Source organism: Fructilactobacillus sp. X3R2C1, from assembly GCF_059901235.1.
Window position 1 is genome coordinate 168771 of record NZ_JBWXVA010000001.1, and the last position, 15921, is coordinate 184691.

At 39.7% G+C, this 15921-nt stretch carries 19 protein-coding genes and 1 tRNA gene; 9 read left to right on the top strand and 11 right to left on the bottom strand.

Features of this window, described 5'->3' with window-relative positions:
* Positions 1-39: 39 nt before the first annotated feature.
* The 3 genes from AC6UDB_RS00895 to AC6UDB_RS00905 all read right to left on the bottom strand — a co-directional run bounded on the left by AC6UDB_RS00895 (position 40) and on the right by AC6UDB_RS00905 (position 3124).
* The gene (locus tag AC6UDB_RS00895) at positions 40-1755 is read right to left on the bottom strand and encodes a BCCT family transporter (RefSeq protein ID WP_500706273.1); all 1716 of its coding nucleotides are present in this window, start codon (positions 1753-1755) and stop codon (positions 40-42) included.
* Positions 1756-1849: 94 nt separating this feature from the next.
* Positions 1850-2407: a sugar O-acetyltransferase gene (locus AC6UDB_RS00900; protein WP_500693455.1), complete on the bottom strand. Its 558-nt coding sequence runs from the start codon at positions 2405-2407 to the stop codon at positions 1850-1852.
* A gap of 42 nt (positions 2408-2449) precedes the next feature.
* The gene (locus AC6UDB_RS00905) at positions 2450-3124 is read right to left on the bottom strand and encodes a ribonuclease H family protein (protein ID WP_500693454.1); all 675 of its coding nucleotides are present in this window, start codon (positions 3122-3124) and stop codon (positions 2450-2452) included.
* 107 nt (positions 3125-3231) lie between these two features.
* Here AC6UDB_RS00905 and AC6UDB_RS00910 point away from each other — a divergent pair, with 107 nt between their 5' ends.
* Entirely contained in the window at positions 3232-3672 is a 441-nt protein-coding gene (locus AC6UDB_RS00910; RefSeq protein WP_500693453.1) for a hypothetical protein, read from the top strand.
* A 90-nt stretch (positions 3673-3762) separates the two neighbouring features.
* On the opposite strand, the gene AC6UDB_RS00915 is transcribed toward AC6UDB_RS00910, so the two are convergent.
* The 3 genes from AC6UDB_RS00915 to AC6UDB_RS00925 form a co-directional block, all read right to left on the bottom strand.
* A tRNA-Asn gene (locus AC6UDB_RS00915) sits at positions 3763-3836 on the bottom strand.
* 125 nt (positions 3837-3961) lie between these two features.
* Positions 3962-5062, bottom strand: a complete 1101-nt coding sequence (locus tag AC6UDB_RS00920; protein ID WP_500693452.1) for an NAD(P)-dependent alcohol dehydrogenase — start codon at positions 5060-5062, stop codon at positions 3962-3964.
* Between the two features lie 212 nt (positions 5063-5274).
* A complete protein-coding gene (locus tag AC6UDB_RS00925; protein WP_010022570.1) occupies positions 5275-5397 on the bottom strand; it encodes a hypothetical protein in 123 nt (40 codons plus the stop codon).
* Positions 5398-5507: 110 nt separating this feature from the next.
* Here AC6UDB_RS00925 and thiD point away from each other — a divergent pair, with 110 nt between their 5' ends.
* The 7 genes from thiD to AC6UDB_RS00960 all read left to right on the top strand — a co-directional run bounded on the left by thiD (position 5508) and on the right by AC6UDB_RS00960 (position 13138).
* Positions 5508-6308, top strand: coding sequence for a bifunctional hydroxymethylpyrimidine kinase/phosphomethylpyrimidine kinase (gene thiD, locus AC6UDB_RS00930; protein WP_500693451.1), 801 nt, complete (start codon positions 5508-5510; stop codon positions 6306-6308).
* A gap of 185 nt (positions 6309-6493) precedes the next feature.
* Entirely contained in the window at positions 6494-7099 is a 606-nt protein-coding gene (locus AC6UDB_RS00935) for a 5' nucleotidase, NT5C type (RefSeq protein ID WP_500693450.1), read from the top strand.
* A 13-nt stretch (positions 7100-7112) separates the two neighbouring features.
* On the top strand, positions 7113-7991 hold the full coding sequence (fba, locus tag AC6UDB_RS00940) for a class II fructose-1,6-bisphosphate aldolase (RefSeq protein ID WP_500693449.1): 879 nt from the start codon (positions 7113-7115) through the stop codon (positions 7989-7991).
* A gap of 340 nt (positions 7992-8331) precedes the next feature.
* Positions 8332-9843, top strand: a complete 1512-nt coding sequence (glpK, locus tag AC6UDB_RS00945) for a glycerol kinase GlpK (RefSeq protein ID WP_500708891.1) — start codon at positions 8332-8334, stop codon at positions 9841-9843.
* Positions 9836-11653: an FAD-dependent oxidoreductase gene (locus AC6UDB_RS00950; RefSeq protein WP_500708892.1), complete on the top strand. Its 1818-nt coding sequence runs from the start codon at positions 9836-9838 to the stop codon at positions 11651-11653. Before glpK ends, AC6UDB_RS00950 begins: the two co-directional genes overlap by 8 nt.
* Positions 11646-12431, top strand: coding sequence for a triose-phosphate isomerase (tpiA, locus tag AC6UDB_RS00955; protein WP_500693446.1), 786 nt, complete (start codon positions 11646-11648; stop codon positions 12429-12431). Before AC6UDB_RS00950 ends, tpiA begins: the two co-directional genes overlap by 8 nt.
* A gap of 2 nt (positions 12432-12433) precedes the next feature.
* Positions 12434-13138, top strand: a complete 705-nt coding sequence (locus AC6UDB_RS00960) for an MIP/aquaporin family protein (RefSeq protein ID WP_500693445.1) — start codon at positions 12434-12436, stop codon at positions 13136-13138.
* Between the two features lie 114 nt (positions 13139-13252).
* Here the strand turns inward: AC6UDB_RS00960 and AC6UDB_RS00965 are convergent, their stop codons facing one another.
* Entirely contained in the window at positions 13253-13432 is a 180-nt protein-coding gene (locus AC6UDB_RS00965) for a hypothetical protein (RefSeq protein ID WP_500693444.1), read from the bottom strand.
* Between the two features lie 2 nt (positions 13433-13434).
* A complete protein-coding gene (locus tag AC6UDB_RS00970; protein ID WP_500693443.1) occupies positions 13435-14139 on the bottom strand; it encodes an NAD(P)H-dependent oxidoreductase in 705 nt (234 codons plus the stop codon).
* 202 nt (positions 14140-14341) lie between these two features.
* Here AC6UDB_RS00970 and AC6UDB_RS00975 point away from each other — a divergent pair, with 202 nt between their 5' ends.
* Positions 14342-14542: a cold-shock protein gene (locus tag AC6UDB_RS00975; protein WP_010022560.1), complete on the top strand. Its 201-nt coding sequence runs from the start codon at positions 14342-14344 to the stop codon at positions 14540-14542.
* Positions 14543-14611: 69 nt separating this feature from the next.
* Here AC6UDB_RS00975 and AC6UDB_RS00980 read toward each other — a convergent pair whose 3' ends face one another.
* The 3 genes from AC6UDB_RS00980 to AC6UDB_RS00990 all read right to left on the bottom strand — a co-directional run bounded on the left by AC6UDB_RS00980 (position 14612) and on the right by AC6UDB_RS00990 (position 15729).
* On the bottom strand, positions 14612-15136 hold the full coding sequence (locus AC6UDB_RS00980; protein WP_500693442.1) for a TetR/AcrR family transcriptional regulator: 525 nt from the start codon (positions 15134-15136) through the stop codon (positions 14612-14614).
* Positions 15137-15211: 75 nt separating this feature from the next.
* Entirely contained in the window at positions 15212-15493 is a 282-nt protein-coding gene (locus tag AC6UDB_RS00985; protein ID WP_500693441.1) for a hypothetical protein, read from the bottom strand.
* A gap of 71 nt (positions 15494-15564) precedes the next feature.
* Positions 15565-15729, bottom strand: coding sequence for a hypothetical protein (locus AC6UDB_RS00990; RefSeq protein WP_500693440.1), 165 nt, complete (start codon positions 15727-15729; stop codon positions 15565-15567).
* Between the last annotated feature and the right edge of the window lie 192 nt (positions 15730-15921).

The following is a 15921-nucleotide window of genomic DNA, read 5'->3' on the forward strand; positions in this document are numbered from 1 at the left end:
AAAATAATCAGTAGCAACCCACTGATTATTATTAACTCATTATTCTTTATTAGGATCAGGTAGCGACGCTTCACCAGCACCATTTTGAGCGTCTTCAATACTTTTTACCATTTTTTTAGCATGAATACGACGCATCTTTTCCTTTTTTTGTTTAATTCTTAGATTGTCCATTGCTTTATTTTTAAGCACGATTCCCTCATCATTTTTAACCATGTGGTAAATCGATATCAATATCATGATACATACGAACATTAATGGAAATCCAGCAATCGCACAGAAGGTCTGAATGGTACTAAATCCTCCGACAACTACTAGTCCAAACGAGAATAAGACAAAGACAACAACCCATGTCATTCGGTTAAACTGGGTTGGTTCCTGTCCCTCCTTTAACCCTAAACTTGTAAATGAGGAAACAATGAAAGCTGAGGACGAGATGGTCGTCGCCAGAAAGATAAAACACGAAATACAGTAAACGATAAAAACAATTACCTTAAAGGGCAAACTGGATAATACAGCAGTAATGACAGCAGCCTGCCCCTGCGTATTCAAAATATGAACCAAGTTAATCTGGCCGGTCCTTTGTAACCATAACGAATAGCCACCAAGAATTGCATAAAAACTTAAACATCCTACTGAACCGTAACCAAGCATTCCAATCAAAGTGGAACGAATGGTTCGTCCTTTAGAAATACGAGCAATAAAGAGTCCCATGACCGGCATGTATGACAGCCACCAGCCCCAGTAGAAAATCGTTTCCAGTTTGGCAACGTCCGCAGTTCCATTGGGAATGGTATTAGTCGACATGGAAACAAACTTATCAGCCAAGAGTCCCAAACTGTTGGTCTCTGAACTTAAGATATAAATAGTTGGACCAACTAACAGGACAAAGGCTAAGAAAATAATGGCTGTCCAAATATGGGCATCACTCAAACGATCAATTCCACCATTTAATCCCTTATAAACGGTCCAGGCAAAGATCACAAATAGCACCGCAAAGAGCGCAGTTTTAAGTTCCAAATTATCTGGAATCCCTAATAAACGACTTAAAACATTAGAAATAATGGGAATTTCCATTCCAACCGATGATCCAACACCACCCATAATTCCAAAGACAACCAGAAAATCAACTAGCTGTCTGGTGTAATACTTCCACCTAGCCTCACCTTGAATAAAATCAATGGCAGAGCTAAGGCGTTGTACCTTGCCGTGTTTAACAAATAGAATATAAGCAATGGCAATCGTGGCCGGAGCAAACATCATCCATGCCATTGGTCCCCAGTTAAACTGACCAAACATGTGCGCATAATTATAAGCACTCTGTGAAAATGGTTTAGCCCCAAAGGGAGGATGCTGCAAGTATCGAAGCGGATCCACCATACTCAACATTAAAATGCTGGCATCAATTGCAGTCGCAAAGACCATGCTGCCCCATTGCAAATCACTATACTCTGGTTTGGAGTGGGGCTCACCCAAGCGGATAGCACCATACTTTGAAAAGATTAACCACATAAAAAATAAGAAGTTAATTATGTAAACCACCATATAGGCCCATCCCATTTGATTAGTGATCCAATTTAAGGCTACCGCTAGTACTCCTTGCAACTTGGAACCACCAATAATCAGAATGATTGAACCAATTCCAAAAATTAATAAGGTTGGAATAAAGACGAATTTATCAATATTAAATTTTTTAAAAATAAAGAAATCCCTCCAAACGCTTTTTTCACAACAAAAAACGCTATGTATGGTGCTCATAGAGCCACTTGCATAGCGTTGTAAAGGTCACACAAATGATAATTACTTATCTTTCACTATCATTATACACAACTAAGATAATAAGTAAAATTCACTAATTATTATCAATCTTTTTTAATACTTTGGCTGGATTGCCGACTAAAACCACATCGTCTCCAAATGATTTGGTAACAACAGCTCCAGCACCAACCACCACATTGTTTCCGAGGGTTACGCCGGGAACAATGGTGACATGACCACCAAACCAGGCATTATCACCGATGGTAATGGGAGCGGCCATCTCGACGTCCGCGATTCGCTTTTTAGCGTTTAACGGGTGGACGTTTGTATAAAGTCCACAATTAGGACCTATGTAACAATTTTTACCAAATGTGATTGGAGCCGTATCAAGCAGCGTTAATCCGTAGTTAGCGTAAAAGTTGTCTCCGATGTAAATATTAAAGCCATAATCAAACTCCATCCCAGTCTCAACAAAGAATCTTGGTCCGCTCTTTTTTAACAAGGATTGAATCAGTTGGTTCCGCCTCTCATTATTAGGGGTATTATTAGCCTCCTGCAACTGCTTTCGACAAAGGATCCTTCGACTAATCAGTTCTTTATCAAATTGATTATAAGATTCTCCCTTAGTCATTTTTTCTCTTTCACTCGTCATTGAATCACTCCTTTTAGGTCTTAACCTTATTATTAGGAAAATTTACATTTTGTCCATAGTTTGATTCAATTTCTCGTCCACGAAGACGTTCCCTTTATTTGTGGCATGACCCTTCGTCCAACCAAATTGGATGTTAGGAAACTGTTTCAATAAATCATCCAATTGTTGCCAGAGTTCCTTATTTTTAAGTTCTCCGCCACTACGTTTCCATCCGCGCTTTTTCCACCCGTCAATCCAGTGTTTAGTAATGGCGTTTAAAACGTATTTTGAATCGCTGACAACCCCAACACTCTGGTCGTTAAGCTGATGATCAAACAACCATTTCAAAGCTTTCACGAGTGCCATAATCTCCATTCTATTATTAGTCACCCCATACTCACCGCCTGAATCAACGTGCTGACCGGTCGGAGCATCAATTAGGTATGCCCACGCCGCCTTATCGTTTGATTTGACGTGACCACCAGCAACATTACCGTGATTTCTGGAACCACCATCGGTAAATACAATGATGGTTGGGCGTTTACCTACTTTACTTTCCACCGGATGGTTTTCAAATTGAACCCCATATAAGTACGCGCCAGCTTCTCTTTTAGTTGTAAAACTTTTATACTCAGCTCCCGAAAATCCATCAACTTGCTTTTTAGTGAGTTCCCACGTCGGATAAATTCCAGGGTGTCTCCCCTGCTTTACCGCGTAATACTTCTTATTCTTTGCCATTTTAGCTCCATTTGAATTAAAATCTTAATTAATTATTACATTTAATCATATCGTTTTGCATTTTGTAATATTTATGCGAAAATAACATACAGGAGGGGATTCATACAATGGCTGACATAGCTGCAAAATTAATTACAGTTGATCAAGCGTTAGCAATGCTCAAGGACCGTCATGCTCAAAAAAATGAACGTTTTCCCAAGTTAATGACTCCCGGTAAGTACATTTTACCAGATTACTTCTTAACTAGAAAAAGGGAAGCGTTTAAGATTAGAAAGCATACTTTCTTAAAGCGGCGCTCCCGCTCATACGTTGCTTTCGATTCAGAGAATGGTCAGACGCTTTGGTTGCACAATTTCCCTAGTCTATCAGAAGCATTATTCTGGTTAGATACCGGCCTTAAACCAGCCGATTCTGATTCAGGATCTTCATTCAAAGAATGGAAACAAGAGCATGCAAAAGAAATTGAAGGCATGAAAGACCAGCTTAGACAAATGCCAAAACCTAAAAAAAGTAAACCAAAAAAAGCTAAAAAGGGTAAAAAGCATTAATATCAAAAGTCCCGAGTTGAATTTGGGTTTTTGATTAACTAATTTCACAAAAAAGCACCGCTCAATCAAATGAGGGGTGCTTTTTTGTAGCTGCTGTGGCTGGGCTCGAACCAGCGACATCTTCATTAACAGTGAAGCGTTTCTACCAACTGAACTACACAGCAATAATGAATTACTTAATTTGTTGTTCACAAGTATACACAGTTATTAATTAGCTGTCTACTGTTTTATCAAATTATTTTAAATAAAAAAAGTTCTGCGCTAAAGAAACGCAGAACTCAAGTTTAATCTATTTTCGCAGCTGCTCGTTTGGGTAAATGATAACCTTTAAAGAGTTCGATTTATCCGTTCTTGATTTTTCAAGAGCCGCTTTCGTTTCATCTAGTGGATAAAAGTTAGTTAATAGATTATCAACCTTATCAGTGTTTTTAGCTAAAATCTTTAATCCAGTCTTGTAGTTGTTACAGTATCTAAAGATCCCCATAATGGTGGTTTCATGGTCAGTCATGAACGGAACATCCAGTGGCGTTTGGTCGGTTGTTGGGACACCAATGTAGGCGACTTTGCCACCCCGCTTCAGTGCGTGAAGTGAAGTTTGTTCACCTGGAACTGATCCTGAAGCGTCAATGGCGTAATCAACGCCCGTTCCATTTGTGATGGTCTTAACTTCGTCTAAAACATCCGCATTTTTAATGTTAATTGCATGAGTAGCTCCCAGCTTCTTGGCGGTATCAAGTCGGAGTTGCTCGGTATCACTAACAATGATGGTGTCAGCACCATGGGCCTTTGCAGCTAAGATCGCAAGCAATCCAACTGGTCCCATCCCTGAAATCAAAATAGTAGATCCCACGTCAACTCCCAATTTCTGTGTAGCATGAACGCCAACTGATAGTGGCTCATTTAGAGTCGCCTCTTCATAAGAAACGTTTTCAGGAATGTGATAAACAAAGTCTTGTGGATAAACGATGAATTGAGTTAAATCACCATCAACTGGCGGGGTCGCCATGAATTGCATGTTAGGACAGAGGTTATAATGACCGGTTCGACAAGCCTCACAATGACCACAGGGAACACCCGGTTCCATTGCGACTCGATCACCACGTTTAAAGTCGGTTACTTGATCACCCACTGCTACAATCACACCAGAACTTTCATGTCCTAAGATTAAGGGTTTTTTAACCACAAAATCACCAATGTGTCCTTGGTCATAGTAGTGAACATCTGAACCACAGATTCCAACTGCCACAACTTTAATCAAAACATCAGTTGGACCCATTTTCTTTAACTTAGTGTCCTTCATATCAATATCAAACATTTTTTCTAAGACCGCACTTTTAGTGGTCTTAGGCATATTATTTTTGTCATAGTCGGGAATTTTTACATCAGTCATGATTTTCAGTCTCCTTTATTAAGAACTCATTTACAAAAATCATTTTAGGTTAGAAACCTACAACTCCCATTTTTATCATCCCATTCCCATAATTTTCACCATCATTATCACACCTTGCTCAGTGGTTATCAATAAAAAAGCACAAAAAAATAGACCACTAATTATCAAAATAAATCAATAATCAGACGTCTAGTAAAAGTTAATTAGTTCAATTATTTAGCAGGTTTTTGCTTCAAAAACTTTTGTAAGTCTGCTACTTCTTTTTGTTTTGCTTTACGTTTTTTAGTGTCGATCGGACGACGACCTTGGACACCATTTGGATGACAAATTCTCATGATGAAAAACTCCTTCCAATTAAGTCTAATTCCTTAAATACATCAGCTCTTAGTATTATAATACATGGAACAGGTAAAAATCAAATCAAACTAGAATGGAGACGCAAAAAATGGCTAAAGATTATCCACAAGCAGTAACGATTGCTGGAAGCGATAGCGACGGTAGTGCTGGCGTCCAAGCTGATTTAAACACTTTCTTTGCCCGTCGGGTCTACGGGGCATCGATTATCACAGCATGTGTATCGGGTAATTCATATGGGATTCACGATAGTGTTAACATGCCGACTAGTTTTATTGACCAGGAATTTAAAGACCTCGGTGATGACTTTCACATCTTGGCTGCTAAAACTGGCATGTTATCAGACGCTAACATCATTAATACGGTCGTAAAAGATTATCAGCTCTATGACTTTGGTCCCCTCGTGGTTGATCCAGTAATCACCACCAAATTTGGTACCATGCTTTTAGAAACGGATGCTTTTGACGCCATGAAAAACCAACTGGTTCCCATGGCAACCGTCCTCACGCCGAACTTTTTTGAAGCGCAAAAGTTGACTGGTTTAGACGTTGACGATCCCAACTTTATGGCAAAGTCAGCTCAAGCCATGCAGGACATGGGGGCTAGTAACGTAATTGTCAAAGGACGCCATGATGACCCTAGTCAGACCAAGGTTTCTGACTACGTTTTACTTGAAGACGGCAAACATTTTAATACCGACGGCCCTTATTTTACCACCGACCGTAAAAACGGAACTGGTGATACTCTTTCAGCTGGCATTACCGCTGAACTGGCAAAAGGACACACTGTTGCCGATTCCATTAAGATTGCCAAACAATACGTTGATGGCGCAATCGAAGACGAGATCCAAGTTGGTCATAAATATGGTCCAATCAATCATTGGGCAAGATAATTTAGGAATTAATATTTGTAAGACGCAAATTCATTAATTAAGGGATGAGTTTGGGTCTTTTTTTGGATTGAGCTCAATTTTCATTTGAGGCAAATTAATCATAATGTGGTATGTTCTAATTATCCAAGCTTAAATAATTTTGATTATTAATTTATTGATCAAAAAGGAAAGGAATCTTATGTTTCATGAAAGCAAACAAACCAATAAAATTATTTTTAGACATGGATAACGTGTTAGTTAATACCATCCCTGTTCTAAACCAACGGGCGAAATCATTACCAACCGGAGCTCGTCCTGATCGGATCCCCGGCATCTTTAAGGATCTTGATCCGACCGAAAATGCGATTGAAAGTGTTAATCAATTAAAAAAATATTATGATTTGTACATCCTCACTACTGCTCCGTGGAGCAATCCAAGTGCTTGGCAGGATAAGGTAGCGTGGATTCAACGCTACTTTGGTCAGGAAAAAGGAAGCCCCTTTTACAAAAAAATCACAATGACTCACGATAAGAGTCTCGTTCACTACGTTGGTGGAATTCTGATCGATGATCGTCCGTATCATGGTGCCAGTGCTTGGAACGACACCAAAACCAACAGTGTGTGGATCCAATACGGATTTGATAAACGATTGACTTGGAAAGATGATCTAGTTCCATTCTTGATTAAAATTGCCCAATATGACAATCAAACTAACCAGTTGATTGATGCCGTCAATCAAGCTAATGATCAAAATCCAAAATACGTCGTCCACGGAAATGTAAGTACGTTTCAAAAAGAAAATTGGGAATAAGGGAGAAAATAAAATGATTACAAACAGTACTAAAATGTTAGATAAAGCTCGAAAAGAACACTATGCCGTTCCGGCATTCAACGTCAACAACCTCGAATGGGCGAAAGCCATCTTAGAAGCATGTGAAGAAGCCAAGTCACCGGTCATTATGCAGGTTACTTCTGGTGCGGCCAACTACATGGGCAGTTTTAGATTAGCCTATGATTTGATCGTGGATATGCACAATGCATTAAACATCACCGTACCGGTCTCAATCCATCTCGATCACGGAAACTACTACGACTCCATTAAAACCCTTGGAATCAAGTTCACTTCAATCATGTTTGACGGGTCTGCCTTACCATTAAACGAAAACCTTGAAAAAACCAAGACCCTAATTAAGTTAGCACACGCAGAAGACGTTAGTGTCGAAGCTGAAGTCGGAACCATTGGTGGTGAAGAGGACGGAGTAATTGCTGATGGTGAAATTGCACCAGTTGATTCAGCCGTCAAAATGGCCGAGACTGGCGTAGACATGCTGGCAGTTGGCATCGGTAATATCCACGGTAAGTATCCAAAGGACTGGAAGGGTCTCAACTTTGCTCATCTAAAAAAGATCGACCAAGCCCTTTATGATAATACGGGAAAGCAAATCCCATTGGTTCTCCATGGCGGCTCTGGAATTCCTGATGACCAAATCAAAAAGGCTATTCAATTAGGAATCTCTAAGATCAACGTCAATACTGAGGGACAATTAGCTTTCCACCAAGCAATGCGTGACTACGTCCACTCTGATAAAGACCTCGAAGGAAAAAATTATGACCCCCGAATCTTCTTAAAGGCTGGAACCAACGCGCTTAAAAACATGTGCCTAGACCGGATTAGAGTCTTTGGATCAGAAAACAAAGCCTAATTCATACCCGTTATCAAAATAATTAATCCATCTGGATTCACATTTATCTAAAAATGTGAATCCTTTTTTTATTCCATCAGTTCATTCATCAACTACATATAATAAAATGAATAAAGTTTGACGAACGTTAACCCACGTGATTACTCATTTTCTTACTCAAAGCCGGATATTATCCAGGATGCTTTTATTGTGAAATTTGATATTGGTAGTATACTAACCGTTAAAGAAAACGTTTTCTTTAGTTTATGAATGCTGACATCAAGCGAATCCTAGGAAAATGGCACATTTAATAATTATGTGAAATATGGTTTATTTGTGAAAGTAAGAAGTGATAGACAAAATGAAAAAATATATTTTAGTAATTGACGAAGGAACCACCAGTGTTCGCGCTATCATTTACGATAAAAACGCAAACGTGGTATCTAGCGATCAAAAAGAATTAACCATGTATTTCCCGGAACCCGGTTGGGTGGAACAGGATGCTAACGAAATTTGGTTAACCGCCCAAGCCGTGATGGCAACCGCCATTATCAAGGGCCGGATTAATCCGAATGAGATCGCTAGTATCGGAATTACTAATCAACGAGAAACCACCGTAATTTGGGACAAAGAAAGTGGATTGCCCATTTCTAAGGCCATTGTGTGGCAATCACGTCAAACTGCCCCAATAGCCAAAACAATGATTGATGCCGGGTATAAAAGCATGGTGCAAAAGAAAACCGGCTTAATTATCGATGCGTATTTTTCTGCCACTAAAATCAGATACATCTTGGATCAAGTCTCTGGTGCCCAGGAACGAGCCGAAAATGGTGAACTTCTGTTTGGTACGATCGACAGTTGGTTACTTTGGAAACTAACGGGCGGTGAAGTTCATGCGACCGATTATTCGAACGTTTCTCGAACCATGCTATATAACATCGAAAATCTCGACTGGGATCCTGAATTACTGAACATTCTCAATATTCCTAAAGTCATGCTTCCAGAAGTCAAGGACTCATCGGGAGTCTTTGGTAAGAGTCTGCCGGAAAACTTTTTTGGTGCTTCGGTTCCCATCTCTGGAATCGCTGGTGATCAACAAGCCGCTCTATTCGGTCATTTAGCGGTTAATTCCGGTGACGTTAAAAACACTTATGGTACCGGTTCCTTTATTGTGATGAATACGGGAAAAAAGCCCAAATACTCACACAACGGCTTATTAACCACGATTGGTTATGGAATTGGTGGTCAAATTACCTACGCTTTGGAGGGATCCGTGTTTATTGCTGGTTCCGCCATCCAGTGGCTAAGGGATCGCATGCAGTTAGTTAAAACGGCTCCCGATACCGAAAATCTAGCCAACAAGTCTAATAATCACAACGAGGTTTATGTCGTCCCAGCAATCACTGGATTAGGTGCTCCGTACTGGAATCCAGACGCGCGTGGTGCGGTCTTCGGTTTATCACGTGGAACCACCAAAAATGACTTTGTTAAGGCAACGTTACAGTCCATTGCCTATCAAAGTCGGGACGTTGTGGGTGCCATGGTAAATGATACTAATATGCCAGTCACCAATCTTCACGTTGATGGCGGAGCATCGTTAAATAACTATTTAATGCAATTTCAATCCGATCTTTTAGAGACCTCAGTCGTGCGATCAAAAGACATTGAAATGACAGGACGTGGTGCCGCCTATTTAGCCGGACTAGCCATTGGATTCTGGAAGAGTATTGACGAACTTAAAAAACTTCAGCCTGAGCCAACCATTTTCAATCCCAACATGGAAAAAGATGAAGCAGAAAGCTTATATTCGGGCTGGAAACAAGCAGTTAAGGCAACTGAATCATTTAAGCCTCAGGAGAATGAAAATGAATAACTTTTCGTATAAAAACCGAAACCAAGATATTGATCAACTTAAAAATGATGATTTTGACGTCACAATCATTGGTGGTGGCATTACTGGAGCAGGCATTGCCATTCAGGCCGCTGCTTCGGGTCTCAAAACCGCTTTAATTGATATGCAGGATTTTGCTGAAGGAACCAGTAGTCGTTCGACCAAACTCGTTCATGGGGGAATTCGATACCTCAAGACTTTTGATATTGACGTCGTAAACGACACCGTCAAGGAACGAGCCATTGTGCAACATATTGCTCCACACATCCCTCGTCCTTCTAAAATGCTACTGCCACTTTACGATAATAAGGATGACACCTTCACCCCGTTAAGCGCAGAAGTCGCCATGGCCATTTACGATCATTTAGCCAACGTTCCAAAAGACAGTCCCTTTGCACACCAAACACTGTCAAAAGCGGATGCAGAGAAAAAATTACCCAACCTAAACCACAATCATTTAGTTGGGATGGGAGTCTATCTTGATTACAAAAATAACGATGCGCGCCTCACAATCGAAAACATTAAACAAGCAGTCAGTGATGGTGCCGTTGCCGTTAGTCACGTTAAAGCAGTCAACATCGAAAACGATCACAATCAAAAGATTGTAAACGTGATTGATAGAGAAGATAACACCGAATTTCCAATTAAATCCAAAATCGTCATCAATGCGGCAGGCCCTTGGTACGATGGCATTGTTAAAATGTTTGATTACGATCATAAGCAAAAAATCAGACCTACCAAGGGAGTTCACTTAGTAGTTGATCAAAGCAAACTTAAGGTGCCCCTCCCCGTTTACTTAGACTCTGGGTTAGACGACGGTCGGATGATTTTTATCATCCCAAGATTTGGAAAAACTTACTTTGGAACGACGGACACGGATTACGATGGTGATTACAGTAACCCAACCGTTAATCAAAAAGATGTTAACTATCTCTTAAAGACCGTTAACCAACACTTCCCAAACGCTAACTTAACGACTAACGATATAGAAGCAAGCTGGGCTGGCATTCGTCCTTTGATTGAATCCGGTGATTATAACGGGAATACCACGCACAAAAACTTAAACGACGACGATCTGCACCACTTAGACACTAAAATCAATCAATACTTTAACCAACAGATTGACCACAACGACGTTAACAATTACGTTCATTCGGTAGTTTCAAACGACCAAAGTGCTTCAAGTGTTTCACGTGGATTTGAAATCAAACTGGTCGACGGTGTCATCAACGTCTCTGGCGGTAAATTAACTGATTACCGGCTAATGGGCGAAGACACGATGAAACTCGTCAAAAAAGAACTGGAACAAAAATTTGATCAACCTGTTTCATTAATTGACTCTAAAAATTACCAAATCTCTGGTGGCCACTTCGATTCAAACGACGTTAACGGCAACATTAAAAGTTATGCTGCCACCTTAGTCAACCGCGGCTTAAGCACCAAGGAAGCCATGGCGATTGCCAACCTGTTTGGATCAAACACTCCCTTAATCGCTAACTACGTTGCCAGTGGCGTCACTGCGCCAGGTTTAACTTTGGCAGAAACAAGTGTTCTTCACTACTCAATTGATCACGAAATGATCAGTCGTCCAATCGACTTCTTACTTAGAAGAACGAACTACCTCCTATTTGATTCTGAGAAAACCGATCAAATCGAGAGGCCGGTCATCGATGAAATGAGCCGCCAATTAGGCTGGGATCGAGCAACTAAAGAAAACATGACCAGGGAATACTTTAAGATCCGCCATCAGTCTCAATTAAAGAAACTAAAGGAGGCTAGTCTCAATGAGTAATCGAATTCCACTTATTTTAGCAAATTGGAAAATGAACAAAACCAGCAAAGATATTGAGGACTTCTTAAAATCATTAGAAGGTAAGTTGCCTGATAAAAACCTCGTTCAAGTTGGCATTGCGGCCCAAAACGTCTACCTTTATAAAATGGTTCAGTTCATTCAATCCCAAAAAGAGCCCATCGAAGTTTTTGCCGAAAATTTGCACTGGGCCGACGAAGGTCCGTACACCGGAGAAACGTCCCCGGTTGCATTATCAGACCTTGGAATCAATGGTTCTATAATTGGTCACTATGAACGCCGCAAGATGTTTAAAGAAACGAACGGTACAATTGGATTAAAAATCATGGGCAGCTTTCGCAATCACCTCACTCCGGTAGTGGCAATCTCAGAAGATACCTCAACCTATAATCCTGATGATCTGGAGATGTCACCCTTAACCGAAATTGCCGTTTCATTTGCTGGCATCAACAGAAAGGATGCTGAACATTTAGTCATCGCATACGAACCATCGTGGTCCATCGGTGCCGCTAAAACAGCCTCATTAGCGGAGATTGAACATGCAGCACGGGTGATTCGCACCTCCCTTAAGATTATTTTTGGAAATGACACTGCCGAAAAGATTAGGATTCAATACGGTGGAGCAGTCACCCCAGAAAATGCCAAAGCCATTTTTTCATCACCAAATATCGACGGACTGTTGATTGGAAGAGCCTCATTATCTTCAGATACCTTTCTTAAAATCATCAATGACGTGGCCGAAGTTCAAAGAGGAACCTAATAATGAAATTAAAAATCTTTGGTGAACTGGTTGGGACTGCCTTATTAATCTATTTAGGAACAGGCCTCATCATTTTCAGCGGACCGTACGCTGACCAGTTAGGTCCGTCGGTTGGATGGGGTCTCACCTTATCCATTCTGGTTTATGCCACTGGACCACTTTCAGGAGCTCATCTAAATCCAGCCGTAACCCTTACCATGTATTTAACTAAAAGAATGCCCGGAAAAGAGGCGATTATTTATGTAATTAGTCAACTAGTCGGCGGTCTCTTAGGTGAAATTTGTGTCGTTTTAACCTACGTCTCACTGCTTAACAAGACTGGTGAAAGTTGGAACAAGGAAGTTAGCACTAATTATTTAGGTGGAACGGTCTTCCCCCACATCTCCGCTCCAATTGCTTTCTTCACCGAAGTTCTACTGACCACCACTTTGTTAATTGTGATCCTAGTCTTAAACCATTCTAAAACAAATATGTATGCCATTCAGTCACCAATTGCCGTCGGCTTTACCATCTTTGTTTTGGTAATTGTTGGTGGTAAGTTAACCGGCGCTTCAATGAATCCCGTCCGATCATTGTTCCCCGCTATTTTTGCTGGCGGATTAGCATTAAAATCACTATGGCTTTATCTAACAGCACCACTTGTCGGTTCGATTCTGGCAGCCTTAATAAACCAATACATTATTTCAGACCGAAGCGAACGAATTTAGTATTATAAATAAAAAAGCTCCCAAACCGGAGCTTTTAAATCAAACAGTACCCACAGGGGCTCGTCTTTAACGACGGGTCCCTTTTGTTGTCAATACCATCAACGTAAAGAGTCCTTACCATTTTTCGGGACTCCAACTTCTCCCATCAATTTCATTTTCAGCCTGCTCATTTCTTTTGGCCTGTTCTTTAACTAACTGTTTACATCCATATAACAGTGCACGATTAATAAATGACGTCTGGGTCTTAATTAATTCATTAATCTTATTAGTCGTCCATTCTTCGTTATCATCCATAATTAGTCTTCCTCCTGATTCCGAATTAGGTTAATTTGTTCCTTTAAGTCATTTAAATTATCTTGACTGGTTTCCACTTCTTTAATAATTAAATCCAGATCCTGCTTATGTGATTTCATACTTCCAGTTGCCAATTTCTTTAGTTGAAAAGCCATCCACGTCTCACGTTCGTTAAAGTTAAAGGGATACTTAGCTGTCAAATACATCTGGTAGTCAACAAGCAACTTTTTTTTCTCATCATCCGACATGTACCCAAATTGCGAAATCACAAGTGGTGTCATAAACTTCATACCTGCTTGTCTAGCAAGGGCTTCGTATGGTGTCATAATTTGAGAAATACTAAAGGATTGACTAGCACCCACCGCAAACGATGATTTAGGGTAGCCCACACTCGTCACGATTCCGAGTTTCTTGCCCTTTAAACGGCCATCTTCATTAGCGTACGTGTAGGCCCGACTTAAGACCTCATCCTCCCAAACTTTAAGCGATGAGGGGGCACTATACCAATAAAGTGGAAACTGAAAAATGATCCGATCAGCCTTATTTAAGAGGTCACGCTCAGCTTGCACGTCAATTGGATCACTTCCATATATTTCATCTAAACAGTGCCATGTAACATCGGCTAAATCAGCTTGACTGGTTCTTAGAAATTCCTGGGTAATTGAGTCCTGAAACTTGGGGTGTGAAACGATTATTAATGTTTTCATGCCTTCATCTTCTTTTAATTGATTAATATAAGTCTATCATATTGACATCAGTAGAATTTATGTTATATTTAAATAGATGTGTGAATGGTTTCGAGTTTCTAAGGTTTCTTGTTTTGTATTATTATGAAATGACTTCCTTTTAAGATTCAAACTAAGCAACACTGAAAAATTTATTGCGCTATGCGCTAGGAGGTTTCATATTATGAAACAAGGTACTGTTAAATGGTTTAACGCTGACAAGGGTTATGGTTTTATTACTACTGATGATGGTGATGTATTCGTACATTACTCAGCTATCAACAAGGATGGCTTCAAGACCCTTGACGAAGGCGAAAAGGTTACTTTGGACGTTGAAGAAGGAGACCGTGGTCCCCAAGCTGCTAACGTTACTCCAATGGACTAATTTTAGCCAAACAAAAAGAGTTCTGCAATCGCAGAGCTCTTTTTTTATACATATTTTTAAATTAAAAAACTAGTTAACCTTAAAGTTCATGTACTTCGATGCAAAGATGACCAATTCTTCAACGGGCTCTTCCATCCCGTCTTCTGTCCACGTTAGTAAAACTTCAGTTAAACCACCTGAAATCAACGAAATTAGCATTTTCGATGAATTGGCGCGCAACTCTAATATATCGTCGTCAACCAGATTCGTAATGTATTTTTTTAAGATTTTAAGTAACAAATAAGACAGATCATTATCAACGATTACATCCATCATCCGCTTATTCTCTTTAATAATCGTAAAGAAAGTCGTTGCTAGGCCGTTAAAATTAGAGACCTTTTGCGCTAATAAACGATTAATAAAGGTTGAAAAGGTCTCCTGAAATTGACCAACGATGACGTCTTCCTTGGTATGGAAGTTACGATAAAACGTCATCCGGGAAACCCCAACGTGTTTGGAAATGTCTTTCACCGTAATTTCTTGATAAGACTTAGTTTGGAGCATCTCAAACGTTCCTTCAATTATTCTCTTTTTGGCTGTTTCTTTTTTTGCCATATTTTCACCATTCGACCATAAACATGAGAGATTAACTTGGCAAATAAATAAGCGTGAAGAATGTTCTCCTCACACTTATTTATTTTTTAACGAGTCAAGTTGCGTTTGCAATTCATGATACTGATTTGATAATTCCATGTATTCAGTACTCATTTTATTATATTTATTTTCATACTGAGTAGCTCGATCGAGAGCATTTTTTAATTCGTCTTGAAACTGGACCACCTGTGACTTCAAATCACTAGTGCTCTTATCTGAAATGTCAGTACCACTTGTCAAAGCTTGAATTTTACTTTTAAGCTCTTTATTACGAGCCAATAAATCTTTGACCTGTTGTTTCAAATCTGAATCAACCATTATACTCACTTCCTAGACAATTGCATTTTAGTTGAAACCGCAGCACCTTGCAATTAAATTACTAAAATTTACTAAGTTAACGGTTTCAAGATGGGTGCAATCATTGCTCTGGCTGATTTACTCAATTGAAGTTTCTTATTGTGCATTAGCTGATGAACTCGAAAAAGGTTATTTTCACGCTGTTGCCAGTCTTTGACTGGTAGAGCGCCTTGCTTGTTTAATACTTTAATATTCATAAGCAATCCCTCCAAATACAAAATCAACTTAAATGATTAGTTCAAGTTAACAAGAATTATAATACATATTTCAAAATTAGTCATCTCTTGTAATTTATTGCCCGTATCAATACGTTTGTGCCGCCCAGCCCTTACAATCCTGTATGCAATAAGTTATAATACAAATATCAAATTAAGAAGGAAGTCTATTCA